Genomic DNA, 26445 nt, shown 5'->3' with positions numbered 1-26445 from the left:
GGACCGAGGCTGGGGGTCATTTCGGGGCGGCTCCAAGCATCTGGTCGATCAGGTCTAGCTGTCGACGGGTTTTCGTCATGGCGGCGTCGGTCGGGTCTGTCGTGTCGGCGCTGGCCGAGGCCGCCGGTGCCGGTAGGACGGTTGCCGCATCGGTTGCAGGCGTGGATGCGTTCGGCGCAGCCGCTGCTGCGTCCAGGGATGGCGTAACGGCGGTCTGTTCAGGGACAGCGCCCTCGACAGGTGGCAATCCGGCGGCATCGGTGGCCGCAACCTCGGGTTCGGGCGATGGCACAACCGCGGCGGGCGCCGGATTTGCGGCCGGAGGGGAGGCAGGCGGCGCCACCACTTCACCGGCGATGGTCTGGGCCGCGTCGAGCAAGGCGCGGTCGCCGTCCGACAACCTGCTGCGGTCGATCTTGCCCAGTTTGGCACGCACGTCCTCGATGGTATCGGAGGTCACCGTGGACAGGCTGGAATAGAGCAGGGCGCGCGGATCGCCCTGATTGGTGTTGCCGTCGCGACCCTGCTCGGCCCGTGCCGAGGCGAAGGCCGACAAGTCGCTCATGCCGTCAATCGCGGCGCGGCGGGCGATGCGCAGATAGATCACCTTCTCGCGCTCGGGATCCATCATCGAGGTGATGTCGGCAAGCTTGTCCTGGCTGATCGACATGTGCAGGGCGATGACGCCGGAGACGAAGGAGTCGGCGAACTGGCTGGCGTAAGGCGAATAGAGATAGCGCTCGACATACTGGGTGGAGGCAAGCGCGAACCGTGCCGCGTCGCCTTGCGTCACGGCAATGCCGACCGAGCGCCGCAACGCCGCTTCCTCGACCAGAGTGCCGGGGCTGAGCAGCTTGGCCTCGTCGAACAGCGTGAGTGCGGTCGCCGGCTGGTCCGTGGCAAGCAGCGAGCCTTTGACCAAGGCGAGGAACGCGCCGAGATCGCCTGGCAGAGCCATCGGATCGATCGGCCTCAGGGCTTCGATCGCCTCGCCGGGCCGGCCGTTCAGGTAGTCGATCACACCTTTGGCCATGGCAAGGTTGCGCGGATCGGAGGCGGCGCGCGACACGGCCGCCTCGACGGTTACCGGATTGCCGCCGCTCATGCCGTAGACCAGGAGCGCGCGAAAATTCCTGGGATCCTTGAAATCCTCGGCATCGGCCGCGCGCAACCGCGCATCGGTCATCTCGAGCAGCTTGGCCTGCATCGGCATCGCGGCGTGATCGCCGGCCGCGATACGGTCCTGGACGAGCTGCAATGAGCGCACCAGTTGATAGGGCTGCAGCATATCCTGGGCAAAGCCCGCCGACGGATATGCCGTGGCCAGCAGCAACAGGCCCATCAGGCGGCTGGTCAGCGCCGGCCGCTTCATCCGCCGGTCGCCATCAGGATCTCGATGCGGCGGTTGGCCGCCGACATTGGGTCTGCCGGATCCTTGGGCTGGCGATCCGCGAAGCCGGCAACCTCGGTGATGCGGCGTTCATCGACGCCGCCGCGCACGAGCATGTAATAGGCGGAGTGCGCCCGCGCCGTCGACAGCCGCCAATTGTCGTAGCTGGCGCTGCGGAAAGGGCGCGCATCGGTGTGGCCGTTGATGCTGATGGTGCCCTTCTGGCTGTTGACGATGTGGCCGATCTTTTCCATCGCCAGCACCAGCTCGCGACTCGGCACCGCCGACCCGACCTCGAACATGCCGAAGTCGAGCTGGTCGGTGATGGAGATGACGACACCCTTGTCGGTGGCTTCGACCGAGACCCCGTCATGCAGCTTGTCACCGGGCTTGAAGGCATCGGCGAGCTGCTGCTTGACGTCGGCAGCCGCCTTCAGCGCGGCGGTGGTCGGAGCCTTGTCCGCCGCCTCGGTTTTTGCGGCCTCCTGCTTTGCGACCGCATCAGCGGCCTTGTTGTCTCCAGCGTCGGCGTTGCCCGCCTTGGTATCCCCCGCCTTGGCATCGCCGGCCTTGGCATCGCCCGTCTTGGCATCGCCCGTCTTGGCATCGCCCGTCTTGACCATTGTCGCGGCGGTATTCCTGCCATCTCCGGCCAGGGGCTCGAGCGGTGCGTCCTTGACCGGCGGTGCGGGCGGCACGGCCTTGACCTTGGCGACCCGAGTCTCGGCCGCCTTGTCGCCGGACTTGAGCGGGTCGCCCTCGATCTTGGGCCGCTGGGCGCTCGCCTCGGCGCCGGGCGCGGCGACCTGCTGCGACCAGAAGTCCGGCTCGAAGGGATCGCGGTAGGACGCGCCGCCCGAGGCACCCGTCGCCGGGCCGGAATTCTGCGCGCCGCCATCGCCCTTCTGGCTGACATTCTGCATGACGCCGGTATCCGTGGCGATCTCCGAGAGCACCGCATAGGGGTCGGCGAAAAGATGCTCGTCGGATTGTGGCGACTGCTGCGGCTCCTGCTTTTCCTGCTTGCGGTCGAATGAGCCCGCGGCGCCGCTGCCGTCCTGCCCGGCCTTGGCTGTCGCTTCCTGCGGGTCGTCGGCCATCAGCCCGACCGAGCGCGGCCCATTGCCGAGATCCTGGAGGCCCTTGCGGCTCGACTCACGGTCGACCAGCTTGACGGGATTGAAGTAGCTGGCGACGGCGGCCTTGGTCTGTTCGTTGGCGGCATTGATCAGCCACATGACCAGGAAGAAGCACATCATCGCGGTCATGAAGTCGGCGAAGGCGATCTTCCAGACGCCGCCATGGTGACCTTCGTCGTGGTCGTCATGCCCGCGCCGCACGATGATGATCTCGTGCCTGCCATGATCGGCATCGGCGACGCTCATGACAGCACCTCGGAAAGTGTTGCCGACCATTCGGCCATGCGCGTCTCGAACACGGCCTCGTCGATGGTGACCGTCAGGTCGAAGCCGGGCGCCTCGATGAAGTCGAGATTTTCGGCACGCGGCCCAAGCGATGCCTTCAGCGTTTCGAACAGCGAGAGCGGCCCGCGGACCGTGATGCGCACGGCTTCGCCATCGCCGACGGCTTCGCGGACCGCGCCGGCGAGCGCTTCAAGCGAGCGCTTCCGCAGATCGTCGCTGACCACGCCGCCGATGATGCGGGCGACCGTGGCGCCGACAAGATCCGTCACGCGCGCCTCCATGGCGTCGAGCCGCGACGAGACCGCCTTGCCGACATCGCCACCGAAGCTGTCGAGAAAGGCCTTCGCTTCCTCGGCATTGGCCCGGCGTTCCGCTTCCAGCGCTGCTTCATGCGTCGCGGCAAGCCTTTCGCCGAGCGCTGCCTCCGACTGGGCAACCGCTTCGGCGATCAGCGTGCCGATATCGGCCGGCGGTGCCGCCTCGGGTTTGTGCTCGGTGGCGGCCTGGGGCTGGCTGGCGCGTTGCGCGCGCGTGCCGAAATCAGGGAGAAGATCGAAGAGGGCTGCGGAGGGCATGGTCTACGCTGCGACTTCCTGGGCCGCCCATTTGCGCAGGATCTGCGCGGTGCGTTCCTCGTTGATGTCGACCATGCGGGCAAGCCGCTCCTGCGGGGCCGGCCTGATCTTCTGGCGCAGATCGTCGAGCGGGGTGGCGCCGGCACGCGTGCCGGGCAGGGCGCCAATGGCGGCACCCGCATCGACGGAAGCGGCTGCCTCCGGCGTCGGCAGAGAGCGCTGGACTTCATCGAAATTGGGGCCTGCTATGGCGGGCGTCGCCCTGGCCGTCAACGCGGCCGCCATCGGCCGCAGGCCAAAAAAGGCGACCAGGAACACCACGACGATGAAGGCGCCGGCATTGATCAGCGTGCCGGCGTGCTGGCCGATGGAATCGAGCATTCCCGCCTGGGGCACCGCCTCGCCGTCCAGCCCGTCGATGAACTCGACGGCCGAGACGTCGATGACGTCGCCGCGCTTGTCGTCGAAGCCGGTGGCGGAGCTCACCATCTTCTGGATTTCGGCGACGCGCTTGGCGATCTGCTCCGGTGTCGCATCCTTGCCCAGGATCGTCTTCAGCCGATCCTGGTTGACGACGACGGCAATCGACATCTTGGTCACTGAATAGCCGTTGGAGACGGTGGCGATCTTCTTGGAATTGATCTCGTAATTGGTGATCTCCTCCTTGCGGTCGTTGGCCGAGGAGGTCTGCGGACCCTCGGTGCTGGTCGCCTGGGTTTCGGGCAGGTTCTGCTCGACGCTGGCGGGAGTTGAAGCCTGCTTCTGGTTGCTGTTCTCATTGGCGCGCACCGATTGCACCGAGCGCTCGACGCGGGAATTCGGGTCGAAGATTGTCTCTTCCGTCTGACGGGTGTCGGTGTTGACCTCGGCCTTGACGCTGGCGCGGAAATTGTCCGGGCCGAGATAGGGTGTCAGAGCGCGGCGGATGTTGTCACCGATCTGCGCCTCCACGGTCTGCTCGATGCCGAGCGTGCGGGCGGCACTGGTATTGGAGGGATCATCACCCGCGGCCAGCAGATTGCCGTTGGAATCGAGCACCGTCACCTTGTCGGCCGACAGGCCAGGCACGGCAGCGGCGACGAGGTGGCGGATCGACATGGCGCTCTTCTCCGCGTCGATGCCGGCATAACGGATGACGACCGAGGCGGAGGGCTGCTGTTCGTCGCGGCGGAAATTGGCGCGCTCGGACATGACGATGTGGACGCGCGCCGCCTTGATGCCGGCGATGGACTGGATGGTGCGGGCGATCTCGCCTTCCAGCGCACGCACGCGGGTGATCTGCTGCATGAAGGAGGTGAGGCCCATCGCGCCGACATTGTCGAACAGCTCATAGCCGGCATTGGCGCTGGTCGGCAGGCCCTTCTCGGCAAGCAGCATGCGCGCCTGCGCCGTGGTGCCGGCCGGCACCAGTACGGAGGTTCCGTCGGCGCCGACGTCGAAGCCGATGCCGGCTTCGCCCAATACTAGGCCGATCTGGTTCACGTCGGAGCGGTCGAGCCCGACATAGAGCGTGTCGTAGGCCGGGCGGTTGAGGTAGACCGAGGCAACGCCGATGACGCCCATCACCAGGACAGCGATGCCCGCCAGCATGGCGAGGCGCCTGACGCCAAAGCCGCGGAGATTCGAGATGATGCTCTGGATCTGTTCCGGCACGATTGAGCGACTCCCAGCATGACTGTCCGCCGGAACACTAATCCTCGAAGCTTGTGCGAAAATGAAATCGGGCCGCGCTTGCGACGCGGCCCGTGAATTGGAAATCGACGTATCCGTCGGCTAAGGTTGAATTAGCCGTTCTTGAACAGCGACAGGATCGACTGCGAGGAGCTGTTGGCGATCGACAGCGACTGGATGCCGAGCTGCTGCTGCACCTGCAGCGCCTGGAGGCGGGTTGATTCCTTGTTCATGTCGGCATCGACGAGCTGGCCGACGCCGCGGTCGATGGAGTCCATCAGGCTCTGCGTGAAGGTCTTCTGCAGGTCGATGCTGCTCTTGGCTGAACCGAGGATGGTGGCGGAGTCGGTCAACTGGCTCATGACCTTGTCGATTTTGCCGACCATCTGGGTGATGATGTCGTCGGTCACGCCGGCCGCCGTGATATCGAGATTGTAAGCGGAAACATTGTCGATCCTGGGAACCACCGCACCGGCCGCGGTCTGGCCGGCGGTGTTGGCGGCAATGTCCGTGCCGCCGCCGGCGATTGCGGCCGCATAAGCGGTATCATACAGGTTCTGGGCGGCCGCCGTGGAATAGACCGAGGTCTGGCGGTCGAGCGTGCCCTGGTTCTTGACGGCGGTGGAGAGACCGGAATCGAACAGCTTGGTGCTCTCGACATCGATGTCGATCGTGCCGAGCGAAATGGCGCCCGAGGAGGAGCGATTGAAGGACGAGACGATCTTGGCGTTGGCCTGGACGCCATCATTGGCGGCGGCGACCTGTGTCGATGTCACCGAAAGGTAGTTAGAACCCGAAAAGGTGGCGGCATCGGCAAAGGACTTCATCTGCGCCTGGAGGGCCGTGATTTCGGTCTGTGTCTTCGCCTTGGCAGCAGCTGTCTGGCCAATGGTGGAGAGCAACTTGGTCTTGATCTTGCCGATCGTGTCCAGCGCATTGTTCATGCCGGTATAAGCGGTATCGACTTTCGAGGCGCCGAGGCCGAGCGCGTCCTGCACGGTCGAGAGCGCCTGGTTGTCGGAGCGCATCGTCGTGGCGATCGACCAGTAGGCCGCGTTGTCGGATGCTTCGGAGACCCTGTAGCCCGTCGAGATGCGGGCCTGTGTCTGCTCAAGCGACTTGTTGGTGGCGTTGAGGCTCTGAAGTGCAGTCAACGCCGCAGCGTTCGTCATGATGCTCGCCAAGAAACTCGCTCCTTTTTTCCAGACCGGTCTTTCTCAAAAACCGGCGTTGCCCTCGCGAGCCGCTCGACCCGCCCGTGGATTGCCGCCGCCCCGATCGGACCGATTCGGTAATCCGTTGTAAGTCATTGGTTAACCATGACTAGCGCGTTATGGTTAACGGCCTGTTAAAAGCCGACTTTAGAGGGTTAAGGAACGAGAGTTGCGCGGGGCTGGAGCAAACGCGAAACGGACCGCGCTTCTGCGCGGCCCGTTTGCCTGGTTTGGTCGGTCGAGAGCGATCAGCCGCGGAAGAGCGACAGGATCGACTGCGAGGAGCCGTTGGCGATCGACAACGCCTGGACGCCGAGCTGCTGCTGAACCTGCAGGGCCTGGAGGCGGGTCGATTCCTTGTTCATGTCGGCATCGACGAGCTGGCCGACGCCGCGATCGATGGAGTCCATCAGGCTCGAGGTGAAGGTCTTCTGCAGGTCGATGGAGCTCTTGGCGGCGCCAAGCTTGGTGGCGGCGGTCGTCATGCCCTTGAGCGCGGCATCGACGACGTTCATCATCTGCTGGATCTGGGTATCGCTGGCAGCAGTGGTGCCCGAGAAGATGGCCAGAGAGGCGACCGAATAGGTATCGGTGGCCGCAGCGGCAGCGCCCAGGGTCGGGTTCGATGCCGTGGTAACCGCGGCGCCGGTGGTGCCGAGACGAGCCGTGTCGAGGATGCCCTTCGCAGTCGGGGCAGCACCGGCGTCATAGAGCTTGATGCTTTCCACATTGACGTCGATCGTCGAGATCGAAACCGCGCCGGCGGCGCTGCGGTTGAAGGCCGAAACGACCTTCACGTCGGCCGCCGTGCCCGAGGCGGTGGACACCGACAGCATATTGGTGCCGGAGAAGGTGGCGCCATCGGCATAGGCCTGCAGCTGCTTCTGCAGAGCGGCGATTTCGACCTGGGTCTTTTCCTTGGAAGCATCCGTCTGGCCGTAGGATGCGGTCAGCTTCTGCTGGATCTGGTTAATGGTGGTGATCGCGCTGTTCATGCCGGTGTAGGCGGTGTCGACCTTGGAGGCGCCGAGGCCGAGCGCGTCCGAGACGGTGGACATGGCCTGGTTGTCGGAGCGCATCGTGGTGGCGATCGACCAGTAGGCGGCGTTGTCCGAAGCCTGGGAGACGCGATAGCCCGTCGAGATGCGGGACTGGGTGGTGTCGAGGCTCTTCTGGGTGGCGTTCAAGCTCTGCAGCGCGGTCAACGCTGCGGCGTTGGTCATGATACTGGCCATGGCTACTCGTACCTTGTTTTTACAGGTGTTTTTTGCATACCGGTTTGTCCGGTATGACGGAGCGGCATCATGCCAATGACCGTTGCGTTTGGGTCACCCGCCATCTGCGAGCGACTATGGCGGCGAGTCCCTACCAAAGGACTAAATCGGACGGTTAATCGAAAATAATTCGGAGAAAATTCGATGATGCTCGCGCCGCCCGGTTCCTGGGCGCGCGCGGTGCCTGATGCCGGGCGCGGGCGCTCAGGTGAAAGAGCGCACCAGGCTGCCGACGAGCAGGTTCCAGCCGTCGATCAGGACGAAGAACAGGATCTTGAACGGCAGCGACACGACCGTGGGCGGCAGCATCATCATGCCCATCGCCATGGTGATGGTGGCGACGATCAGATCGATGACCAGGAATGGCAGCACGATCAGAAAGCCGATCTCGAAGCCGCGCCGGATTTCGGAGATCATGAAGGCGGGCACCAGGATGCGCAGGTCGACGGTCTCCTTGGCAACGACCTGGCCGCGCTCGCGCGCGAGATCGGCGAAAAGATCGAAGTCCTTGTCGCGCACATTGTGCAGCATGAAGGTGCGGAACGGATCGGAAATCTTCTCGAAGGCCTCGGTCTGGCTGATCTGGTTGTCCATCAGCGGCTTGACGCCGGTATTCCAGGCCTGATCGAAGGTCGGCGCCATGACATAGAAGGTCATGAACAGCGACAGCGAAATGAGGATGAGGTTCGCCGGCGTCGATTGCAGGCCAATGCCGGCACGCAGGATCGAGAAGGCGATAACGAAGCGGGTGAAGCTCGTCACCATGATCAGCAGCCCCGGCGCCACCGACAAGACGGTAAGCAGGCCGAACATCTGGATGATGTAGCCGACGGTGGTGCCATCGGCCTTGCCGATGGCACCAAGGTCCAGTTGCTGGGCCGCCGCGACGGAGGTGGCGGCACCGATCAGTACCGCGGCAAGAAGGAATTTTCTCATTCGAGCAGCAATGTCCTGATAAGAACCTGTTTGACGTGCCCCTGGCTGCGGATCGAGGCGCGTTCGTCGAGATCGGCCTTCAGATGCTGGTAGCCGCTGGCGCCTTCGATCTGGTGCGTCTTCAGGGTACGTACGAAAGCCAGAAGATCCTGTTGAATGTTCTCCGCCATGGCCGGCGGCTGCGGCGCGTCATAGACCACGGATACTTCCATCCTGATCCAGGTATCCGCGGGCGAGGCGATGTTGGTGGTGATCGGCGCCAGTGCGACAAGCGTCGGGCCCGTGCCAGGCTGTTGTGCGGCGGCGGGCTGGGCGACCTTGCCCTCATTTTCAGGCGCAACCGGCACCGATGGTGGTGCATCGACGCCTTTGAGGTAGCCACCTGACATCCAGCCCATGCCGATGGCGGCGGCAGTCACCACGAGCAGCATGGCGCCCTGGATGGCAAGGGAAGGACCCTTGCGAGGCTGAACCTGTTCGACATCGGCCATGGCGCTTTGCTCTCCAATCCCCAGATTGCCAAGAACTAGAACGGAAGAACCTGGTCGAGGACCTGCTGGCCGTAGGCCGGCTGCTGGACCTCGCTGACGCGACCGCGGCCGCCATAGGAGATCCGCGCCTCGGCGATGCGTTCATAGGAGATGGTGTTCTCCGCGCCGATGTCAGACGGGCGCACCATGCCGGCGATGGTGAGCACCCTGAGTTCGTAGTTGACGCGCACTTCTTGTGAACCCCTGATCATCAAATTGCCGTTGGGAAGGACCTCGGTGACGACGGCGGCGACGTTGAGCTCGAGGTTCTCCGAGCGCTTGATTTCGCCGTCGGCGTTGGTTTCGGTGCTGGAACTCAAGCCGGCGTCGCCCTTGCCGCTCGTGCTGCTGCCTTCCCATCCGAGCGTGACGTCATAGCCCAGCTTGCGCGCGGCAGTGCGGCTCCTGTCGTTCTGGTTCTTGAAATTGGCCTTGTCGTTGAGCTTGATCCTGACGGTCAGGATGTCGCCTTCGCGCAGCGCCCTGGGATCGGTGAACAGCCGGCTCTGGCGATCGTCCCACAGAGAGAACTTCTTGACCGGCGTGGCGGGCGGCTGAGGATAGCTGTAGGGCGCTGCCCCGTCGCTGCCGATGCCCGATCCGACCGGCGACAGCGCCGGTTCCCTGCCGATCTCCTTGAAGTTGGTTCCACAGCCGGACAAGGCTGCCACCGCGCACAGGATGAGCATTCTGCGGATCATGACGGATCTACCCTTCGGGCTGCGCTGGCCATGATGCCGGTGAGCGTCGCCGCCGCCTTCTGGTCCATTTCGTTGAGGATGACGCCCGCCTTGCGTGAATCGAGCTTCATCAGGATGGCCGCGGCCAGGTCTGCGTTGACGATCGCCAAGCGTTCGGCCGCCGCATCGGGCTTCATGCCGGCATAGATCTTGACGACGCCGTCCTCGGCCCGGGCCAGGAACACTTCGCGCCGCTTCAGCCAGGTCTCGTATTCGGCTTTCTTTGTGTCCAGAGCTTTCATGCGCTCGTCGATGCCGGCCTGGAGCTGTTTCAACTCCTCGGCCTGCAAGGCATAGCGGCGGTCGCGAGCGGCGTCGGCGATATTGGAGCAGAAGCGCTCGATCTCGCTTTGGTCCGGCGCTTTCTGCCGCGTCAATTGCGGCGGCGCGACCACGGGCTGCGCACCGGGCAGAACCTGGCGCACGGTATCGTCCGCGTGTGCGCCACCAAAAACAGGCATGACCGTGAGGGCGGCCGCAAACAGGAAGGTGCGGGAGCGGCGTCTTTCACGGGACGAGAGGGAGGAGATCATCGGCATCGCCTATTGGAGAACCAGATCGGCTTGCAGGGCGCCGGCCGACTTGATGCCTTGCAGGATGGCAATGATGCCGTCCGGCTTGACGCCGAGACGGTTGAGGCCGGAAACAAGGGTTTGCAGGTCGGGCCCGTCGAGCACGGCGACGCGGGCATCGGGCCGGCTGGCATCGATTGCGGTGAACGGCTCGATGGCGGTCTCGCCCTTGGAGAAGGGTTCGGGCTGCACGACGCGCGGCGCTTCCGTGATGCGCACCGTCAGCGTGCCGTGGCTGATGGCGACACGCGAGATCTTGACGTCGTTGCCGATGACGATGGTCCCGGTGCGCTCGTCGATAACGACGCGGGCCGGCGTGTCAGACTCGACCACCAGATTCTCGATCTCGGCATAGAAGCGGGCCGCCGAAACGCTCTTCGGCCGCCTGATCTGCACGGTTCGGGAATCGCGCTCTGCCGCTACGCGCATGCCGAAGCGCTGGGCGGTGTAGTCGTTGATCGCGTCGGCGATGCGGATAGCGGTCGAAAAATCGGGATTACGCAATTGCAGCGTCAGCGTCGACTGGTCGTCGAACTCGGCCTTCACCTGCCGCTCGACTATGGCCCCGTTCGGCACGCGGCCGGCGGTCGGCACGCCTTGCGTCAACTGCTCGGCCTGGCCTTTAGCGATGAAACCGGAAACGATGACCGCGCCCTGGCCGACGGCGTAGATCTCCCCGTCCGCCGCCTTCAGCGGCGTCATGATCAGCGTGCCACCGGCAAGCGAGGTGGCGTCGCCCATCGAGGAGACGTCGATGTCGATGCGGGCGCCGGACTGCACATAGGGCGGCATGTTGGCGGTGACGATGACGGCGGCGACGTTCTTGGCGCGTGCGCTGCCGCCTTCGGTGGCGATGCCGAGATTTTCGAGCATGGCGCGGATCGACTGTTCGGTGAACGGCGAATTGCGCAGGCTGTCGCCGGATCCGGCGAGCCCGATGACGAGGCCGTAGCCGACGAGCTGGTTGTCGCGCGAACTCTGCAGCTGCGCGATGTCCTTGATGCGCGAAGCGACCTGGCCTGGTGGCAGCGAACTTGGCCCGGGCGAAACGCGGAACATGCGTGTGGTGGTGGCCGGATCATATTCCGGATCGTCGTAGACACCGCCATTCCTGGCGGCGAGCTCGCGTTTGGCCTTGGGCGTCAGGCCATCGGCCAGCGCCGGCTGCAGGCCAAGTGCCGCCGCGAGCAGAAGGGCAAATGGGCGCATCATGAAGCGCCGACCTGAATTGTGCCGTCGGCCATCACCGTGCCGGAGAGGATCTTGCCGCTGTCGCTGTTGCGAACCTTGATGAAGTCGCCGGCCGAGCCCGGCTGCAAGGTCACGGCGGTGGCCGTTATCGTCAGCCCGCCGGCGACGAAGAAGACCTGCACGGCGGCACCCTGCTCGACCAGCCAGGCCTCGCGGATGGCGGTGGAAGGAATGTAGCGGCCCGGCAGCAGCGTGCGCTTGGCGATCTTGCCCTGGAGTTCCTCGGAACGGGTCGCCACCGCATCCGGCTTGTGCTTGCCCGGGATGAGGGTCACCTGCTTCAGGGCGCCGAGTTCGATCGTCTCGCCGGGATAGATGACGCGGTTGGGGATCAGCACGACCTCGCCGGCAGGCTGGTTGCTGGCGATCTGGGTGGTCGACTGCCCCGTCGATTGGCTGGCCGATTCCTGGGCGAAAGCCGGCATGCCGCCGGCCACCAGCGCAAGGGTCAGCGCGGCGCGGCGGAATGCGGAGCAGGAGATCGGCATGGCCATCATCCGTTACCTGATGTTCTTTGAGACGACGGAGGCCATGTCGTCGGCGGCCTGGATGACCTTGGAGTTCATCTCATAGGCGCGCTGCGCCGAGATCAGTTCGGTGATCTCCTTGACCGGATCGACGTTGGAAGCCTCAAGATAGCCTTGCTGGATGGTGGCGAAGCCGGGATCGCCGGGCACGCCGGCATTGGCCGGGCCGGAGGCGGTCGTTTCCTGGAACAGATTGTCGCCGAGTGGTGCCAATCCCGCCTCGTTGGCGAAGTTGACGATCTGAAGCTGGCCGAGAGTTTGCAGGTTGGTCTGGCCGTCGATGCGGGCAAAGACCTGACCGGTCTTGTTGACGATCACCTCGACCGCATCGGTCGGCACGGTGATGGCCGGAATGACATTGGCCCCGTCGACCGTCACCAGCTGGCCGGTGGCGTTGGTGTTGAAGGCGCCGGCGCGCGTATAGAGCGTGCCGCCATCGGCACCCTCGATCTGGAACCAGCCCCTGCCGGTGAGCGCCATGTCGAAACTGTTGCCGGTGCTGGTCAGCTCGCCCTGTGTGTGGACGTTGCGCACGGCGGTCGTCTTGACGCCGAGACCGATCGAAACGCCTTCCGGCACCAGCGAGGCGTTGGAACGGTTCGGTACACCTTGCGTGCGGTCGACCTGGTAGAGCAGGTCGGAGAATTCGGCGCGGGCGCGCTTGTAGCCGGTGGTGTTGATGTTGGCGATGTTGTTGGCGATGACTTCCAGATTGGTCTGCTGGGCATTCATGCCGGTAGCGGCGATGGCGAGTGCTTTCATGGCGTGCTCCTCAGATGCCCATGCGACTGACTTCGAGATAGGCCGAGACGACCTTGTCGCGGATGGCGACGGCGGTCTGCAGCGCCTGCTGGGCGCTCATCACGGCATCGACCACCTGACGGGTGTCGGCGTCGCCCTTGAGCGCCTGGAGCGACACCTGCTCGGCATTCTGCATGGTGCTGACGGTCTTGGAGGCAGCCTGGCTCACCGCTTCGGCGAAGGAGGTGCCAAGGTTGCCCGATGCCGCCGGCGCAACGCCACCCTGCAACAGATCGGTGGCTGTATTGCCCAGTCCAGGCTTCAGGTTAAGCGCGCCGATGCCGTTGACGATCATTGGTTCCTCATCAGGTCGATGGTCATTGAAATGAGGTCGCGCGCCTGCTTCACCACTTGCAGGTTGGCCTCGTAGGAGCGGTTGGCCTCGGTCATGTCGGCCATTTCGATCAGCACGTTCACATTGGGCATCTTGACGTAGCCCTTGTCGTCGGCGGCCTCGTTGCCGGGCTGAAATTCGACGGGAAAGTTGCTCGGGTCGCGGTCGATCGAATTCACTTCAACCGTCGAGCTGCCGGAAGCCCGGTCGAGTTCGGAGACGAAGCTGATGGTCTTGCGGCGATACGGGTCGGCGCCCGGCGTGGTGCCTGTCGACTGGGCGTTGGCGAGGTTTTCCGAGACCACGCGCAGGCGCTCGGACTGGGCGCCGAGGCCTGATGCTGCGACTTTGAGGGCTGCGGTCAGTGCGTCCATGATCAGCTCTTCACCGCCATCATCATCATTGAGTGGAATGCCTTGACGATGGCCGTGTTGAGTTCGAAGGAGCGGCGTACCTCGCCGGCCTTGAGAAGCTGGTCTTCAAGCACGACCGTGTTCTTGGACGGCATGATCACGCCGTCGTCTTCCTGCGGCTTGATGGTGAAGCCGGCATTGGTGGCAGCACTGCCGAGATGGCCGGGCTCGGTGATCTGGAGCGACACCGCGGTGCGGTCGAGCACCTTCTCGAACGGCTCGACATCATTTGCCGTGTAGCCCGGCGTGTTGGCATTGGCGATGTTGCCGGCGACCGCCGACTGACGCACGGACAGCCACTGCGCTTGCTTGGCGGCGAGATCGAAAAGGGAAACAGGCTCCATGGGAATCTCCGGGCATGTGCCCAAAGACTAGGCCGCCAGTCTTGCGCGGACCTTGCGGACGGTCGCTAGAAAATGACGGCGAAAAGCATGAAGCGGCTTTTGGACGGCATCTTGCTCCGTCTCTTGAATTGGATCCAGCTCTGGCCAAAGCCGAACCGCCTTACCGGGAAAGCTCGATCACTTGGTTGGCGCTGGTGAGCATGACCCATTTGCCGTTGCGCTGTTCGATCGCCGATACCTTGCTGGAATCCGGCAGCGTCGAACCCCGCTGGACCATCCACAGGCCGGTGTCGTCCTCGATCATGGCGCGGCCGTTGGCGACATGGACCATGCGGAACTTCGCGATATCGGCGGGAAAGGGTTGGTCGCCAGGTGGGTCCGCTTTGGAATCGTCCTGCACCGTGCCGGTGGCAAGCAGGTCGACGCTGGTGTTGGGAACGTCCTTGGCGGTCAGCGGCGCGCTGCGTGCGGCGACCACACCGCCGCCCGCGCGTCCCGAATTGGTGCCGGTGCCGCCGAACTTGATCGCCTGCACGCCGAACTGGTCCTGGTTGAAGAAAATGTACCAGGGAAACAGGGCGCAGGTCAGGCCGAGCGTGATGCCGAGCGCGGCGATGACGACGTCGCTGCGACGGTCAGCCTTCTTTCTCAATTTTGGAAATTGCGCCTTTGGCGGTTGCGGCCATTCGGTGGCGGCGAACAGGCCATCGATCAGCGATTCGCGGCTGGCCTGCGCCATCTCGGGAGTATCGACGCCGGGAACCACATGCGTTGAGGAAAGGGCGGTCCGACCCAGAACAGGTTCGGATCTGGGGAGAGCCGGTTTGACGGCCCTGGCCAGAACAGCCGCGGTCCGGGCGGCTATGGCGCCGGCGGTGTTTGCCTTGGCGACCCTGGCCTCCTCCGCTCGAGCCTGCTCCGCGGCGTTCGCCTCGGCGATCATCTCGTTCAGGAGGCGCTCGGTGTACTGGCGTTCAGTCTCCTGGTTCGGCATTCTGTTTTCCCTTGAGATAGCGGGCAAGGTCGGAGAACGGATCGGCGGACGGACGGTCCCTGGGCGATTGCGTCAGCGCCTCGTAGATCAGGGGCACCTGGCGCACGGCCATGTCGAGTTCGGCGTCGACGCCGCCCTGATAGGCGCCGAGCAGGCGGATGTCGCGCGTGTCCTCGAAGCGGGAGATCATCGACTTCAGCCGCGTCACCAGGGCTCGCTGCTCGACGCTCCAGGCCTTGCCCGCAAGTCGCGATATGGACGACAGTGGATTGACGGGCGGGTAGCGGCCCTGTTCGGCGATCGCGCGGTCGAGCACGACATGGCCGTCGAGGATGCCGCGCACGGAATCGGCGACCGGATCATTGTGGTCATCGCCATCGACCAGCACGGAAATGATGGCGGTTATAGAGCCCTTACCTTCGGCTCCGGGTCCGGCGCGTTCGAGCAGCTTGGGCAATTCGGTGAAGACCGAGGCGGGATAGCCGCGGGCGACCGGCGGCTCGCCCGTGCCGGTCGCCACCTCGCGCAGCGCGTGGGCGAAGCGGGTGATCGAATCCAGCACCAAAAGCACGCGGTGGCCCTGGTCGCGGAAATGCTCTGCCACGCGCATGGCGGTGTCGGGCGCGCGCCGGCGCATCATGGCGCTCTCGTCGCTTGTGGCGACGACGGCGACGGTCTTGGCCATGCTGTCGCCGATCGTGTCCTCGAGGAATTCACGGACCTCGCGGCCGCGTTCACCGATCAGCGCCACGACGACCGTGTCGAACGCGTCGGCGCCGGCGAGCATGGCAAGCAACGTCGACTTGCCGACGCCAGAGCCGGCGAAGACACCCATCCGCTGGCCGAAGCAGAGCGGCGTGAAGATGTCGATGACCTTGACGCCGGTCATGAAGGTTGTGCCGACACGCTGCCGCGCCATGGCGCCGGGCGTCGCGGCGGTCGCCGACATGTCGTCGCCCCTGATCAGAGGCGGACCACCATCGATCGCCCGGGTGAGCGCGTCGATGGCGCGGCCGCGCCACGAGGCATGCGGCGCCACCGCGAGCGGACCCCTGCGGAACACGGCATCGCCGATGCCGGCGTCGGCGCTGCGTTCGAAGGGTGCTATCACAACCTCGTCCCGGCTGATCTTGACAATCTCGCCGCGGCGCGCGCCGGCCTGGCCGCGCTGCTCGACGATGTCGCCCAGCCTGGTGAAATCGGAAAGGCCGCGCACCTTGTAGTGCGTGGGTGTGACTTCGGTGACGAGACCGCCGCGCTTGACCAGCCCGTCGCCGTCGCCGAAGCGCCTGATAATCCGCTCCAACCCGGCAAGCCTATCCTTCGGCGCCGGCTGGAGCTGTCTTTCGGGTGCGCGGATGGATGGTTGCTCCGACGACATGCTACGACTTCGAGCCGAGCGTCTTTATCGCCTCGTCGGTGGAAGAATCGGTCTGCCGCATCAGCGCGGCGGTGTTCTCGAAGGCCCGCTGAACCATGATCAGCCGGGTCATTTCCAGCACCGGATTGACGTTGGATTCCTCGACGAAACCTTGCGCTATGCCGACATCGGAACGGTCGGTGACTGGTTCGGGCGTGCGTGCGGGCACAATGCCGGAATTGCCGTAGCGAACGAAATTCTGGCCCGGATCGAAATTGTAGAGGCCGATCGAGCCGACGAGCTGTTCGTTCTGGCGCAGCGAGCCGTCGGCGCCGGCCTTGGGCGGGCCGTTACGGGGATCGAGCTGGATCGGCGCCCCGCCGGCGTCGAGCACCGGATGGCCCTCGACCGACATCAGCTCGCCATTCTCGTTCATCGAGAAGCGGCCGTCGCGGGTCATGACGGTGCCTGCCGGCGTGTCGATGGCGAACCAGGCGTCGCCCTGGATGGCGAAATCGAACGGGTTGCCGGTTTCCGTCATGGCACCGTGAGCCCCCGACAGATAGGTCTTGCCGGAGGAAGCGAACGATACCGACTTCTGCCCTGCACCCGACACCACGTCCTCGAACTTCACGCCGGTGGCGCGAAAGCCGACGGTGCTGGCGTTGGCGACATTGTCGGCGATCGTATCGAGCCGTCGCTCGAGGGCCATCTGGGCGGAGAGGGCGACGTAGAGACTGTCTCGCATGATCAGAATTTCAGTTTCTGCATGGCCATCATCAGGTCGGTGGAGATGCCCGATGTGACCGGTTTGGCGAAGAGCACGCTGATCGATGTCACGGCCGTCGAGGTCGGATTGTTGATCTCGTACATGCTGGTGAAGCGGGTCAGGAACTTGTTGAGTTTCACGGGATCCGTGAAATCCGAGATGTCGAGCTTCTGCTCGAACAGTTGCGCCTGCTTGTCGATGTCGGCGGTGGCGAAGGAATCAGGCAGCCCAAGCGCGGTGCGCACCACGCTGGCCAGCGCGGTGTCGGCCAGCACGTCGTACCAGCTGGTGATGGTTGACGCCTTGCGGTTGAAATAGAGTGCCAGGCGCACGCCCTCATTGGTCTGGCCGGCGTCCTCCTCGAGGGTCTGGCGCATGTAGCTGTCGACGGTCGGTTGCTGCGCCGGATTGATGGTGGTGGCCGCTTCGCCGTACTGCTCGAAGTTGAAAGCCGAGGCCAGTGCCGCGTAAGCCGGATTCGTCTGTTTGTTGGCGACGCTGTCGGGATCGCGCACGCCGCCTTGCAGGACCTGCTTGATGAGGTCCTTGTCCTCGGTCGCCGAATCGAGACCGAACGCCGCCAGGGCATAGGTGTAAAGCCGGCTGTTGCCCATCAGATCGTCGACGGACTTCACCTTGGTGATGTTGGCGAGATAATACGTCGTCTCGCCCTTCACATAGTCTGAATTCGGATCGAGGCCTGCGATTTGCGCCTGCGTGGCATAGTTCTTCGTCACCAGTTGCTGGGCCTTGTTGTAGATCGTCGCGTCGGCGCCGTTGGCAGCGAAGTTGAAGGCCCTGACGAACGCGGCGTAGCGCTTGTCGGTCAGCTTGTTCGCGAAACTGTCGGGATTGGCGACGCCTTCCTTGAGCGCCTTGATCATGAACGCCTTGGCGTAGTCCATGTTCTCCAGCCCGTAGGCCTTCATGGCATATTTGAACAAGCGGTCGTTCTTGACGAAATCGTCGATCGATTTCACCTTGGTGATGTTGGCGAGGTAATATTGGGTATCGCGATCGACCGTCGGCTGCTGCTCGATGCGGTCGATCGACTTGTTGATGTCTCTGGTGATCAACTGGTAGCTGGTATAGGTACTGAGCAAGGACGCGCCTCCGGCCGAAGCTATGCCAGCACAATAAGCTCACTTCCTTGCGCGAAACTGAATCGCCAACTTTCGGTTCCATGGCGGCTCCGATTCAAGCCTCACACAAGGCACAGGGACTATCCATTCTCCGACGTGAAATGCGGAAGGACCGGTCGTGGGCATTCTGATTGGACTTGTGGTGACGCTTGGCTGCGTCCTTGGCGGCTTCATGGCCATGGGCGGGCATCTGCACGTGCTGGTGCAGCCATGGGAAGCCGTGGTCATCTGCGGTGCCGCGCTCGGCACTTTCCTGGTCGCCAATCCGATGAAGACGGTCAAGGATACCGGCAAAGGCATACTGGAGGCCTTCAAACAGGCTGTGCCGAAGGAGCAGGACTATCTGGAAACCCTTGGCGTTCTGCACAGCCTGATGCGCGAGTTACGCTCCAAGTCGCGCAGCGAGGTCGAGGCGCATATCGACAATCCGGAGGAATCGGCGATCTTTCAGGCCTTTCCGACCGTGCTCAAGAACCACGATTTGATGAATTTCATCTGCGACTACTGCCGCATCATCATCATCGGCAACGCCCGCTCGCATGAAATCGAGGCGCTGATGGACGAGGAAATCCAGACCATCAAGTCCGACAAGATGAAGGCCTATCACGCGCTGGTCGCGGTTGGCGACGGCCTGCCGGCGCTCGGCATCGTCGCCGCCGTGCTCGGCGTGGTCAAGGCGATGGGTGCGCTTGACCAGTCGCCGGAAATCCTCGGCGGCCTGATCGGCGCTGCGCTGGTCGGCACTTTCCTCGGCATCTTCCTGTCCTACGCGGTGGTCGGACCTGTCGCCACCAAGATCAAGACGGTGCGCGAGAAGAAGAACCGCCTCTACATCATCGTCAAGCAGACGCTGCTCGCCTACATGAACGGCGCGCTGCCGCAGGTGGCGATCGAGTTCGGCCGCAAGACTATCTCCTCCTATGAGCGGCCGAGCATCGACGCCGTCGAACAGAGCACGATGAACACCGGCAGCGCCGAGAAGAAGGCCGCCTGAGCGATGCACGACAGACCGGTGCCAAAACTGTCATGACGGGTCCGGGCAGCCCCTCGCAAGCGCGTTCTTTGATCATCGAGCGTCTGGTCGGCGACAGCGGCGAGGCCGATCAGGTCATCGACGCCGGACGTGCCATGGCCGAACGCGCCGTGCCGCTGCTGCAAAAGGCGATCTCGGGCGAGCTCGGCATTCCCGTAATCGTCGACCTCAAGGCCGTCGAGGTCAGCCGCGTTCCGGAGGCGCGCTCGCGCGCCGGCGACAATTTCGCCATGACCGTCGTCGGCTCCCCGGCGTCCTCGGACGCGATGACCCTCGTCATCGACGCTCCCGCGATCGCGATCATGGTCTCGACGCTGTTCGGCGGCGATCCGGACATGCCGGTGTCGCCGATCGAGCGCGACCTGTCGTCGATCGAGGCCGATGTCTCGACCATGGTGTTCCAGGAGGTTGCGCAGGCACTGAACGGATCGGGGCGGCGCTCGCTCGAGCTGCGGCTGCCGGCGCCGCGGGCCATGTCGGGCATCGAGGCCAGGCGACACGTGTTGCGCGACGGCGCCGCGATCCGCATCGTCCTCGGCATCTCGACGCCGGTCGACAGCGGCTCGATCACGGTGACAATGCCGCAGCGTATCGTGCTGGCCGGCCGCGACGGTACGGCAAGCGTCAGCGACGACGATCACAGCACCAGCTGGCGGGCACGCTTTTCGGAAGAGGTGATGCGCTCGACCGTGGCGCTCGAAGCCACCATGCCGCTGGCACGGCTGACGCTCGGAGACCTCGCCAATCTCGAAGTAGGCCAGGTCATCGACTTCGAAGAAACGGCGCAATCGCGCGCCCGCCTCGGCGCGCGCGGCCAGACGCTGTTCGTATGCGAGTTCGGCAAACTGGGGCAGAATTACACCGTCCGAATCAGACATCCTTTCGATGCCGGGCAGGACTTTATCGACGGGCTCATGCCGGCTGGTGCCGGGCGCGCCTGAGCTTTTGGAGACGACGCATGGCCAAGACCAAGGTAGAACCAGAGCTCGACCAGCCGGACGAGCAGCTCGATCGCGCCATCGAGGAATTGCGCGGGGTCCTGCACGAAGAAGAGCAACGCCCTGATGCGGCGTTCAGGGCCGGCGCGGCAGCCAATTCGAGCGTCATCATGAACATCCCAGTCGATGTTCAGATCATTCTCGGCAGCACCGAGATGGCGGTTGCCGATCTGATGGCGCTGCAGAAGGGGTCGACGGTCGCGCTCAACCGGCGCATCGGCGAGCCGGTCGATGTGGTGGTGAACGGCCGCAAAATAGCGCGCGGCGAGATCACCGTGCTCGAAAGCGACCCTTCGCGCTTCGGCATCAGGCTGACCGAAATCATCGCCGGCACGAAGGGCGCCTAGACATGGCTGGCGGGGCTTGCCGATGGCAGCGGAGGCGAAAGGCATGACAACGCCGCTGACGACCCTGACGCGCGCACAAAAGGCGGCAGCCATACTGGTGGCGATGGGCAAACCGTCCGCCAGCCGCCTGTTGAAATTCTTCAAGCAGGAAGAGCTGAAGGCGCTGATCGAGGGCGCCCGGCTGCTCAGGACCATTCCGCAAAGCGATCTCGAGCGCATCGTCGCCGAATTCGAGGCCGAGTTCACCGAGGGCGCGGGCCTGCTCGATTCCGCCGACAGGATGGACACCATCCTCAACGAGTCTCTCTCGCCCGAAGAGATGAACGCCATCATGGGCAACAAGAAGCCCGAGGCGGCACCCGAAGGGCCACCGCCGATCTGGCCCGATCTCGAAAAGCTGGAGCCCTCGCGGCTGGGCGCGTTCCTCGCGGGCGAACATCCGCAGACGGCGGCCATGGTGCTGTCGAAATTGGCGCCACAAGCGGCGGCGAGCGTGCTTTTGACGCTGACGAAGCCGATGCGCGGCGAAATCATCAAGCGCATGGTGACGATGGCCAATGTTCCGGCCGCCGCCACCAGGATCGTCGAGAACCGGCTGCGCGCCAGCGTGCTGTCGGACACCACGACCAAGGATACTTCGGCCGGGCAGGCGCGCGTCGCCAGCGTGCTCAACGAGCTGGAAAAGCCCCTGCTCGATGAGGTCATGCAAGATCTCGAAGCCGCCGGCACGCCCGACCTCGACGGTGTTCGGGCCCGGCTGTTCGCTTTCGACGATTTGCCGCTGCTCACCCAGAAGGCGCGCGTGCTTTTGTTCGACGGGCTATCGACCGAGCTTGTCACGCTGGCGCTGCGCGGCACGTCGGCGGCACTGGCCGAAGCGGTGCTGTCGGCGATCGGCGCCCGCTCCCGGCGCATGATCGAGGCCGAACTCGGGCAAGGGTCGGAGGGTGTGCCCGCCGCCGACATCATGGCGGCACGCAAGACGATCGTGACGACGACGATCCGGCTGTCGCGCGAAGGCGCCTTCGAACTTCCCTCGACGCAGAACGCCGCCTAAGGCATGTCCGACGCCGTCGACAAGGACTCGAAAACCGAAGAGGCGACGGAAAAGAAGATCCGCGATACCATCGAACAGGGCAAATTGCCCCATTCGAGGGAGACCGCGATCCTGGCCTCCTTTGTCGCCATACTGGTGTTCACGGTCTTTTATGCCAAGGACGCCATCATCGAGCTCGGCATGTTCCTGTCGATGTTCCTCGAGAAGCCCGAAGCCTGGCCGATGGACACCGAGACCGATGTCATCGCGCTCTACAAGCTCGTCATGCTGGAAGTGGGCAGCGCCGTACTCAGCCTGCTGGTGCTGCTCACCGTTGCCGGCATCGGCGCCTCGGTGCTGCAGAATATGCCGCAATTCGTCGGCGAGCGGATCAGGCCGCAGATGTCACGCATCTCGATCGTCAAGGGCTGGAACCGGATGTTCGGCGCCCAGGGCTGGGTCGAGTTCCTGAAGTCCCTCGCAAAAGTCGGCTTTGCCATCGCGGTGCTCACCTTCACGCTGTCGGAGGATCACCGCAAGCTGCTTGCCGGGATGATCACCAATCCGGTCGCTTTCGGCCTCGTCATCCGCGGCATCGCCGTCGACATACTGGTGGCGATCGTCTTCGTCATGGGACTGATCGCGGCGATCGACATCGTCTGGTCGCGCTTCCACTGGAAGCAGGACCTGCGCATGAGCAAGCAGGAGGTCAAGGACGAGTTCAAGCAGTCCGAGGGCGATCCGATCGTCAAGTCGCGGCTGCGCTCGCTGGCGCGAGACCGGGCGCGCAAGCGGATGATGACGGCGGTGCCGCGCGCGACGCTTGTTATCGCCAACCCGACCCACTTCTCGATCGCGCTGAAATATGTGCGCGACGAGGACTCGGCGCCGCTCGTAGTGGCGAAGGGGCAGGATCTCGTGGCGCTGAAAATCCGCGAGATCGCCAAGGAGCATAACATCCCGATCTTCGAGGACGTGGCGCTCGCCCGCTCCATGTACAAGCAAGTTTCGGTCGATAATGTGATCCCGTCGCAATTCTACCAGGCCGTCGCCGAACTGGTGCGGATCGTCTACTCGAAAAAGGCTGAGCGCAGACAGATTTCATGAACCGTCAACCGCACGCAAAATCCCGCGAGATCATCGTCGCCAGCGCCATCGAGCAGGTGGTGGTGGAACTCAGGCTGATCGACGTCGCCGACTATATCGCTTTCATCCGGCTGGAGCACTTCGCCTGCCTGTCGGATCTGGTCGATTCAGCGGCGGAGCTGTTCTTCATGCCTGGTACGCTGCGGCTCGGCCATGGCGGCGAGGCGCATGTCGACTGGAGCGGCAGCCCGCGCATCGTGCTCGACCTGGAGCTCAGGCCACCCGGCGTGACCGTCTATTTCCAACTGACGCTGAACGAGACCGGCAACACGGTGGTGGTCAATTACGTGTCGTTTGAAAAACCGGGCGAAGACCCCCAGCACAATACGGCGCTGCTGGAGGCGGTGATCGAACAGGCTCGTATCCGCAAGGTCGAACCGCTGGCGTTTTAAAGCGCTTCGGTCAGCCGATAGCGGCTACTCGATAAGTCCCAGCCGCAGCGCCTTGGCGACCGCCTGGTTGCGGTTGACGGCGTTGAGCTTCTGGGTCGACTGGGTGAGATACTGGTTGGCGGTGTGCACCGACAGTTTCAGGAGCCGCGCGATCTCCTCGCTGGTGTTGCCATTGGCGGTCAGCTTCAGGCATTCGAGCTCGCGCTTGGAGATCGACCGCATTCTGCCGACATCGCCCGGACGCATCCGCGCGACGGCGGCGAACAGCGAAAAGCAGCGAGCGTGGATTTCGTAGAGCGCATCCTGCGGCAGCGCGATCTCCGATCCCAGGAAGACGACAAGGCCGCATTGGCCGCGATCGGCATGGACGGGAAAGGCAATGCCACTCGATCCGGGTGTCAGCGGCGCCATCTGCCCGGTCCAGGCCAGATTGCCGAACATGTCGGCCATCGCCGCCACGCCATCATCCGTCCACCAGCGCGGCTCGGTCGAAATCCGGCTATGGCGAACGATCTCCTCGCCATTGGCGCCTGAAATGAATTTCGACGCCACCGCGACGCTGGGATAATCGGAATCAAAGCACGGGACCAGCCGGGCGCGCTCCGGCGACGGGCTGACGAAGAACAGGCCGAAGGCCGAGGCGTTAATGTCGACTGATATCCAGCGGCAGCGGCGCACCGCATCGGGAATGGTGACGGCGTGATGTGTTTCGGATCCCAGCGAGAAGGCGCCGAAAGGGCTGCGCTGCTCGTTGAAAAGGGCTTCCGCTGCGTCCTTGATCTCGGTGTGTTTCAAATGATGCCACTCCTGATCGCCGTGGCGATGGCCATCGCACGGTTGCTGGCCGCGAATTTCTGGATGGCGTGGGTGATGTAGCTGTTGACGGTGTTTGAGGAGACGCCGAGGATGACGGCCACCTCGTCGGTGGTCTTGCCTTCCGAGACCCAGAACAGGCATTCGCGCTCACGGTCCGACAGCGGATCCTGCATGGCAGCGGCGGCGATCAACTGCGGAATGTGCGAGAGCGCGTAGCAGCATTTCAGTTGCGCCTTCATCAGCGCCGGCGGGTCGATCCGGCCGGCGGCCACCGCCGAGAACAAGGCGAACAGGCGCTGACGGCCGACATTCAGCCGCAGTGAATAGATCTCGGCATGGCCGAGCACGTCCAGCAGCCGGGCCTCTTCACCCGAGACCAGCCCGTCGGCATCCGGCGCCTGGGCCGCCACCAACGGTGTCGGACGGATACCGGGTGCGGCGGTGAGTGGTCCCTGGGCGAGGCCGGCGATCAGCCGCTTGCCGATCAGCTCGATGGCGTCGAAGATCCAGTTCGAGGAGACGATACGCGCATCGTTGCGGTCCTGGTCATGGACGATGGCGACCAGCATGTAGCTGTCGGCGCCGATCTCGGCGGTCAGCTCCATGAAGAAGCTGGTGAGATCACCACGCGACGTCAGGCGCGAGCCCAATGTGTCGGATTGAAGAGGCGCGGCGGGACTGCTCATCTGCTGCTTTTGGCCGGAATCGATGCTGATGTCCGGTTGCTGGAGAGCCAGCCGCCGAACCCGAAAACGCATTACTTTTACGAGACACACACGAGGCGCGGGGCCGCGCCCAACCAGACGGAATCCATTCAGGGAACGCGAAGACATCCGCGTCTGGCGCCGGAGAAGTCCGGAACGTGAGACTTTGGGTGGTCGCCGCGCCCCCCGCGGACCGGCTGATTCGGGTCTAATCTACCCGCAGATGAATCCGACATCAAACGCGATTTGACAAAATCGAATCTGGGGGACTCTGCTTGCGACTCAGGGGAGCTTTCGAAGCCATTGAGGGGCGAAAATACCGGGACTGTGCGCGTAGGCCATATCAGCGTCCGGCCCGTTGCGGTAGCTTCGCTCGTGCCGAAGGGGTGGGCACCCCCGGCAGTCGAGCAAAAGGTCGGCAGCGCGGAATGCGATTGTCCGCTGCGGCGCTACTCGGGTCTTGGCAAGGTTGGTTTCGGGGGAAACAATGAGCGATTCATTTCGGGAAGTTACTTCAATCTCGTGGTTCGGGCGGATCAAGCGCGCGGTCGGCGGGGTTATCTTCGGCCTGCTGTTGATCGTGCTGATGGTGATTGGGCTGTTCTGGAACGAAGGCCGTGTGGTGCAGACGGCGCGCTCGCTGGCCGAGGGCTCTGGTGCCGTGGTCTCGGTGGAGGCTGATAGTTCCGATGCCGCCAATGAAGGGAAACTGGTGCATGTCAGCGGGCCAGTGACGGCGGACAGCAGCTTGGCGGATCCGGATTTCGGCATCACGGCGCAAGGGCTGCGCCTGTCGCGCGGCGTCGAGATGTATCAGTGGAAGGAAGAGTCCAAATCGGAAACCACCAAGAAGCTTGGCGGCGGCGAGGAGACGGAGACGACCTACAGCTATTCGAAGGTGTGGGACGACAACCAGATCGACTCGTCGGACTTCAAGAAGCCCGACGGCCATCAGAATCCGCCGATGGCGATCCACAGCCATGCCTTTCAGATTCCACAGGGCAAGCTTGGCGCTTTCGATCTCGATACGCCGGTGCTGGATCGCATCGACGGCGACAAGGGTCTTTCGTTGTCGGCCAGCCAGTCAGCCGCGATCAAGGCCGCCTACACCGGAACGAGGCCGCTCAGCATCCTCGATGGGAAGATCTATCTCGGCAGCGACAACACGACGCCCGCGCTAGGCGACTACCGTATCGGCTACGAGTTGGCGCCGCTCGGCGTGGTCAGCATCGTGGCGCGCCAGGCCGGCAGCCGATTCGAGCCCTACCAGACGCAGGCGGGCGATGCGCTGCTGATGGTCGACACCGGCTCGGTGCCGGCCGACAAGATGTTCGCCGAGGCGGTCAGCGCCAACACGCTGATTACCTGGCTGCTGCGCGTTGCCGGCCTTTTATTGCTGACCATCGGCTTTGCGCTGTTCCTCAGCCCGATCGGCGTGATCCTCGATGTGATTCCGTTCCTTGGCAGCATGGCGCGGATGGGAACCGGCATCATCGCCTTCTTCCTGGCGATCCTGGTCGGCGCCACGACAATCGCGATTGCCTGGTTCTGGTATCGGCCGGTTCTGGCAGCGGCCATCCTGGCGGTCGGCGTCGTCGCGGCTGCGGCGGTCTATTATCTCGGACGATCACGCGGGGCAGCCACGCCAGTGGCCGCGCCGAGCACCGGCATCGCAACGTAGCTTGCAAAAAGGGCGGCCACGCCGCCCTTTT

The 26445-nt window shown here is 64.0% G+C and carries 29 protein-coding genes; 7 read left to right on the top strand and 22 right to left on the bottom strand.

The genetic code is table 11. From position 1 onward, the window contains the following. Nucleotides 1–16: 16 nt before the first annotated feature. The 20 genes from FJ960_RS06935 to FJ960_RS06840 all read right to left on the bottom strand — a co-directional run bounded on the left by FJ960_RS06935 (nt 17) and on the right by FJ960_RS06840 (nt 18222). Nucleotides 17–1372 carry a chemotaxis protein MotC gene (locus FJ960_RS06935; protein ID WP_140712722.1) on the bottom strand — a complete coding sequence of 452 codons (1356 nt, stop codon included), beginning with the start codon at nt 1370–1372 and terminating at the stop codon, nt 17–19. Next, nucleotides 1369–2775: a MotB family protein gene (locus tag FJ960_RS06930; RefSeq protein ID WP_140712720.1), complete on the bottom strand. Its 1407-nt coding sequence runs from the start codon at nt 2773–2775 to the stop codon at nt 1369–1371. The genes FJ960_RS06935 and FJ960_RS06930 overlap by 4 nt, the downstream gene beginning before the upstream one ends. Then, a complete protein-coding gene (locus FJ960_RS06925) occupies nt 2772–3389 on the bottom strand; it encodes a hypothetical protein (RefSeq protein ID WP_140712718.1) in 618 nt (205 codons plus the stop codon). The genes FJ960_RS06930 and FJ960_RS06925 overlap by 4 nt, the downstream gene beginning before the upstream one ends. 3 nt (nt 3390–3392) lie before the next feature. Beyond that, entirely contained in the window at nt 3393–5042 is a 1650-nt protein-coding gene (gene fliF, locus FJ960_RS06920) for a flagellar basal-body MS-ring/collar protein FliF (RefSeq protein WP_140712716.1), read from the bottom strand. A 131-nt stretch (nt 5043–5173) separates the two neighbouring features. Next, nucleotides 5174–6244, bottom strand: coding sequence for a flagellin (locus tag FJ960_RS06915; protein WP_027144759.1), 1071 nt, complete (start codon nt 6242–6244; stop codon nt 5174–5176). Nucleotides 6245–6522: 278 nt separating this feature from the next. Next, nucleotides 6523–7509, bottom strand: coding sequence for a flagellin (locus FJ960_RS06910; protein ID WP_140504145.1), 987 nt, complete (start codon nt 7507–7509; stop codon nt 6523–6525). A 243-nt stretch (nt 7510–7752) separates the two neighbouring features. After that, nucleotides 7753–8484: a flagellar type III secretion system pore protein FliP gene (gene fliP, locus FJ960_RS06905; protein ID WP_140504143.1), complete on the bottom strand. Its 732-nt coding sequence runs from the start codon at nt 8482–8484 to the stop codon at nt 7753–7755. Then, the gene (locus FJ960_RS06900) at nt 8481–8975 is read right to left on the bottom strand and encodes a flagellar basal body-associated FliL family protein (protein ID WP_140712714.1); all 495 of its coding nucleotides are present in this window, start codon (nt 8973–8975) and stop codon (nt 8481–8483) included. Before FJ960_RS06900 ends, fliP begins: the two co-directional genes overlap by 4 nt. 35 nt (nt 8976–9010) lie before the next feature. After that, nucleotides 9011–9715, bottom strand: a complete 705-nt coding sequence (gene flgH, locus FJ960_RS06895; RefSeq protein ID WP_140504140.1) for a flagellar basal body L-ring protein FlgH — start codon at nt 9713–9715, stop codon at nt 9011–9013. Beyond that, nucleotides 9712–10293: a MotE family protein gene (locus FJ960_RS06890; RefSeq protein WP_140712712.1), complete on the bottom strand. Its 582-nt coding sequence runs from the start codon at nt 10291–10293 to the stop codon at nt 9712–9714. Before FJ960_RS06890 ends, flgH begins: the two co-directional genes overlap by 4 nt. Before the next feature lie 3 nt (nt 10294–10296). Further along, the gene (locus tag FJ960_RS06885) at nt 10297–11538 is read right to left on the bottom strand and encodes a flagellar basal body P-ring protein FlgI (protein WP_140712710.1); all 1242 of its coding nucleotides are present in this window, start codon (nt 11536–11538) and stop codon (nt 10297–10299) included. After that, complete coding sequence (gene flgA, locus FJ960_RS06880; RefSeq protein ID WP_181174163.1) at nt 11535–12071, bottom strand: flagellar basal body P-ring formation chaperone FlgA; 537 nt, start codon at nt 12069–12071, stop codon at nt 11535–11537. The genes FJ960_RS06885 and flgA overlap by 4 nt, the downstream gene beginning before the upstream one ends. Nucleotides 12072–12077: 6 nt before the next feature. After that, entirely contained in the window at nt 12078–12866 is a 789-nt protein-coding gene (gene flgG / locus FJ960_RS06875; protein ID WP_010911276.1) for a flagellar basal-body rod protein FlgG, read from the bottom strand. 10 nt (nt 12867–12876) lie between these two features. Then, the gene (locus FJ960_RS06870) at nt 12877–13200 is read right to left on the bottom strand and encodes a flagellar hook-basal body complex protein FliE (protein WP_181174162.1); all 324 of its coding nucleotides are present in this window, start codon (nt 13198–13200) and stop codon (nt 12877–12879) included. After that, complete coding sequence (flgC, locus tag FJ960_RS06865) at nt 13197–13613, bottom strand: flagellar basal body rod protein FlgC (RefSeq protein ID WP_015315914.1); 417 nt, start codon at nt 13611–13613, stop codon at nt 13197–13199. Before flgC ends, FJ960_RS06870 begins: the two co-directional genes overlap by 4 nt. Before the next feature lie 2 nt (nt 13614–13615). Beyond that, the gene (flgB, locus tag FJ960_RS06860; protein ID WP_027144748.1) at nt 13616–13996 is read right to left on the bottom strand and encodes a flagellar basal body rod protein FlgB; all 381 of its coding nucleotides are present in this window, start codon (nt 13994–13996) and stop codon (nt 13616–13618) included. Nucleotides 13997–14156: 160 nt separating this feature from the next. Beyond that, nucleotides 14157–14990, bottom strand: a complete 834-nt coding sequence (locus tag FJ960_RS06855) for a hypothetical protein (RefSeq protein ID WP_140712706.1) — start codon at nt 14988–14990, stop codon at nt 14157–14159. Beyond that, nucleotides 14971–16371 carry a flagellar protein export ATPase FliI gene (gene fliI / locus FJ960_RS06850; RefSeq protein ID WP_140504131.1) on the bottom strand — a complete coding sequence of 467 codons (1401 nt, stop codon included), beginning with the start codon at nt 16369–16371 and terminating at the stop codon, nt 14971–14973. The genes FJ960_RS06855 and fliI overlap by 20 nt, the downstream gene beginning before the upstream one ends. Nucleotide 16372: 1 nt before the next feature. Continuing rightward, the gene (gene flgF, locus FJ960_RS06845) at nt 16373–17098 is read right to left on the bottom strand and encodes a flagellar basal-body rod protein FlgF (RefSeq protein WP_027144745.1); all 726 of its coding nucleotides are present in this window, start codon (nt 17096–17098) and stop codon (nt 16373–16375) included. Between the two features lie 2 nt (nt 17099–17100). Next, entirely contained in the window at nt 17101–18222 is a 1122-nt protein-coding gene (locus FJ960_RS06840; protein WP_140712704.1) for a DUF1217 domain-containing protein, read from the bottom strand. Between the two features lie 157 nt (nt 18223–18379). Here FJ960_RS06840 and motA point away from each other — a divergent pair, with 157 nt between their 5' ends. Genes motA through FJ960_RS06810 form a run of 6 tightly spaced genes read left to right on the top strand, consistent with a single transcriptional unit; the run spans nt 18380 to nt 23213 of the window. After that, nucleotides 18380–19255: a flagellar motor stator protein MotA gene (motA, locus tag FJ960_RS06835; RefSeq protein ID WP_140504127.1), complete on the top strand. Its 876-nt coding sequence runs from the start codon at nt 18380–18382 to the stop codon at nt 19253–19255. 32 nt (nt 19256–19287) lie between these two features. After that, nucleotides 19288–20235 (top strand): FliM/FliN family flagellar motor switch protein, encoded by a 948-nt coding sequence (locus FJ960_RS06830; protein WP_140712702.1) that lies wholly within the window; start codon nt 19288–19290, stop codon nt 20233–20235. Nucleotides 20236–20252: 17 nt separating this feature from the next. Next, the gene (gene fliN, locus FJ960_RS06825) at nt 20253–20639 is read left to right on the top strand and encodes a flagellar motor switch protein FliN (RefSeq protein ID WP_140712700.1); all 387 of its coding nucleotides are present in this window, start codon (nt 20253–20255) and stop codon (nt 20637–20639) included. Nucleotides 20640–20682: 43 nt separating this feature from the next. Then, nucleotides 20683–21696, top strand: a complete 1014-nt coding sequence (locus FJ960_RS06820; RefSeq protein WP_140712698.1) for a flagellar motor switch protein FliG — start codon at nt 20683–20685, stop codon at nt 21694–21696. Between the two features lie 3 nt (nt 21697–21699). Then, on the top strand, nt 21700–22782 hold the full coding sequence (gene flhB / locus FJ960_RS06815; protein WP_140712696.1) for a flagellar biosynthesis protein FlhB: 1083 nt from the start codon (nt 21700–21702) through the stop codon (nt 22780–22782). Beyond that, entirely contained in the window at nt 22779–23213 is a 435-nt protein-coding gene (locus FJ960_RS06810) for a hypothetical protein (RefSeq protein ID WP_140504119.1), read from the top strand. Before flhB ends, FJ960_RS06810 begins: the two co-directional genes overlap by 4 nt. A 24-nt stretch (nt 23214–23237) precedes the next feature. Here the strand turns inward: FJ960_RS06810 and FJ960_RS06805 are convergent, their stop codons facing one another. Further along, the gene (locus FJ960_RS06805; protein ID WP_140712694.1) at nt 23238–24008 is read right to left on the bottom strand and encodes a helix-turn-helix transcriptional regulator; all 771 of its coding nucleotides are present in this window, start codon (nt 24006–24008) and stop codon (nt 23238–23240) included. Beyond that, nucleotides 24005–24715 carry a helix-turn-helix transcriptional regulator gene (locus FJ960_RS06800; RefSeq protein WP_140504115.1) on the bottom strand — a complete coding sequence of 237 codons (711 nt, stop codon included), beginning with the start codon at nt 24713–24715 and terminating at the stop codon, nt 24005–24007. Before FJ960_RS06800 ends, FJ960_RS06805 begins: the two co-directional genes overlap by 4 nt. A 505-nt stretch (nt 24716–25220) precedes the next feature. On the opposite strand from FJ960_RS06800, the gene FJ960_RS06795 reads away from it, so the two are divergent. Beyond that, entirely contained in the window at nt 25221–26414 is a 1194-nt protein-coding gene (locus FJ960_RS06795) for a TMEM43 family protein (protein ID WP_140712692.1), read from the top strand. Nucleotides 26415–26445 lie beyond the last annotated feature (31 nt).

The organism is Mesorhizobium sp. B2-3-11 (genome assembly GCF_006442215.1).
GTDB classification, from domain to species: domain Bacteria; phylum Pseudomonadota; class Alphaproteobacteria; order Rhizobiales; family Rhizobiaceae; genus Mesorhizobium; species Mesorhizobium salmacidum.
This window is presented reverse-complemented; position numbering and strand designations above follow the sequence as displayed.

Excerpts from the sequence above, each read along its gene's own strand:
- flgB (WP_027144748.1), bottom strand. The coding sequence starts at position 13,996 with ATGGAGCCTGTTTCCCTTTTCGATCTCGCCGCCAAGCAAGCGCAGTGG.
- FJ960_RS06855 (WP_140712706.1), bottom strand. The coding sequence starts at position 14,990 with ATGCCGAACCAGGAGACTGAACGCCAGTACACCGAGCGCCTCCTGAAC.
- flhB (WP_140712696.1), top strand. The coding sequence starts at position 21,700 with ATGTCCGACGCCGTCGACAAGGACTCGAAAACCGAAGAGGCGACGGAA.
- FJ960_RS06930 (WP_140712720.1), bottom strand. The coding sequence starts at position 2,775 with ATGAGCGTCGCCGATGCCGATCATGGCAGGCACGAGATCATCATCGTG.
- flgA (WP_181174163.1), bottom strand. The coding sequence starts at position 12,071 with ATGGCCATGCCGATCTCCTGCTCCGCATTCCGCCGCGCCGCGCTGACC.
- flgH (WP_140504140.1), bottom strand. The coding sequence starts at position 9,715 with ATGATCCGCAGAATGCTCATCCTGTGCGCGGTGGCAGCCTTGTCCGGC.
- flgG (WP_010911276.1), bottom strand. The coding sequence starts at position 12,866 with ATGAAAGCACTCGCCATCGCCGCTACCGGCATGAATGCCCAGCAGACC.
- FJ960_RS06885 (WP_140712710.1), bottom strand. The coding sequence starts at position 11,538 with ATGATGCGCCCATTTGCCCTTCTGCTCGCGGCGGCACTTGGCCTGCAG.
- FJ960_RS06900 (WP_140712714.1), bottom strand. The coding sequence starts at position 8,975 with ATGGCCGATGTCGAACAGGTTCAGCCTCGCAAGGGTCCTTCCCTTGCC.
- FJ960_RS06795 (WP_140712692.1), top strand. The coding sequence starts at position 25,221 with ATGAGCGATTCATTTCGGGAAGTTACTTCAATCTCGTGGTTCGGGCGG.
- FJ960_RS06810 (WP_140504119.1), top strand. The coding sequence starts at position 22,779 with ATGAACCGTCAACCGCACGCAAAATCCCGCGAGATCATCGTCGCCAGC.
- FJ960_RS06925 (WP_140712718.1), bottom strand. The coding sequence starts at position 3,389 with ATGCCCTCCGCAGCCCTCTTCGATCTTCTCCCTGATTTCGGCACGCGC.
- fliN (WP_140712700.1), top strand. The coding sequence starts at position 20,253 with ATGGCCAAGACCAAGGTAGAACCAGAGCTCGACCAGCCGGACGAGCAG.
- FJ960_RS06870 (WP_181174162.1), bottom strand. The coding sequence starts at position 13,200 with ATGATCGTCAACGGCATCGGCGCGCTTAACCTGAAGCCTGGACTGGGC.
- FJ960_RS06890 (WP_140712712.1), bottom strand. The coding sequence starts at position 10,293 with ATGCCGATGATCTCCTCCCTCTCGTCCCGTGAAAGACGCCGCTCCCGC.
- fliP (WP_140504143.1), bottom strand. The coding sequence starts at position 8,484 with ATGAGAAAATTCCTTCTTGCCGCGGTACTGATCGGTGCCGCCACCTCC.
- FJ960_RS06820 (WP_140712698.1), top strand. The coding sequence starts at position 20,683 with ATGACAACGCCGCTGACGACCCTGACGCGCGCACAAAAGGCGGCAGCC.
- FJ960_RS06935 (WP_140712722.1), bottom strand. The coding sequence starts at position 1,372 with ATGAAGCGGCCGGCGCTGACCAGCCGCCTGATGGGCCTGTTGCTGCTG.
- FJ960_RS06800 (WP_140504115.1), bottom strand. The coding sequence starts at position 24,715 with ATGAGCAGTCCCGCCGCGCCTCTTCAATCCGACACATTGGGCTCGCGC.
- FJ960_RS06910 (WP_140504145.1), bottom strand. The coding sequence starts at position 7,509 with ATGGCCAGTATCATGACCAACGCCGCAGCGTTGACCGCGCTGCAGAGC.
- flgF (WP_027144745.1), bottom strand. The coding sequence starts at position 17,098 with ATGCGAGACAGTCTCTACGTCGCCCTCTCCGCCCAGATGGCCCTCGAG.
- FJ960_RS06830 (WP_140712702.1), top strand. The coding sequence starts at position 19,288 with ATGACGGGTCCGGGCAGCCCCTCGCAAGCGCGTTCTTTGATCATCGAG.
- flgC (WP_015315914.1), bottom strand. The coding sequence starts at position 13,613 with ATGGACGCACTGACCGCAGCCCTCAAAGTCGCAGCATCAGGCCTCGGC.
- fliI (WP_140504131.1), bottom strand. The coding sequence starts at position 16,371 with ATGTCGTCGGAGCAACCATCCATCCGCGCACCCGAAAGACAGCTCCAG.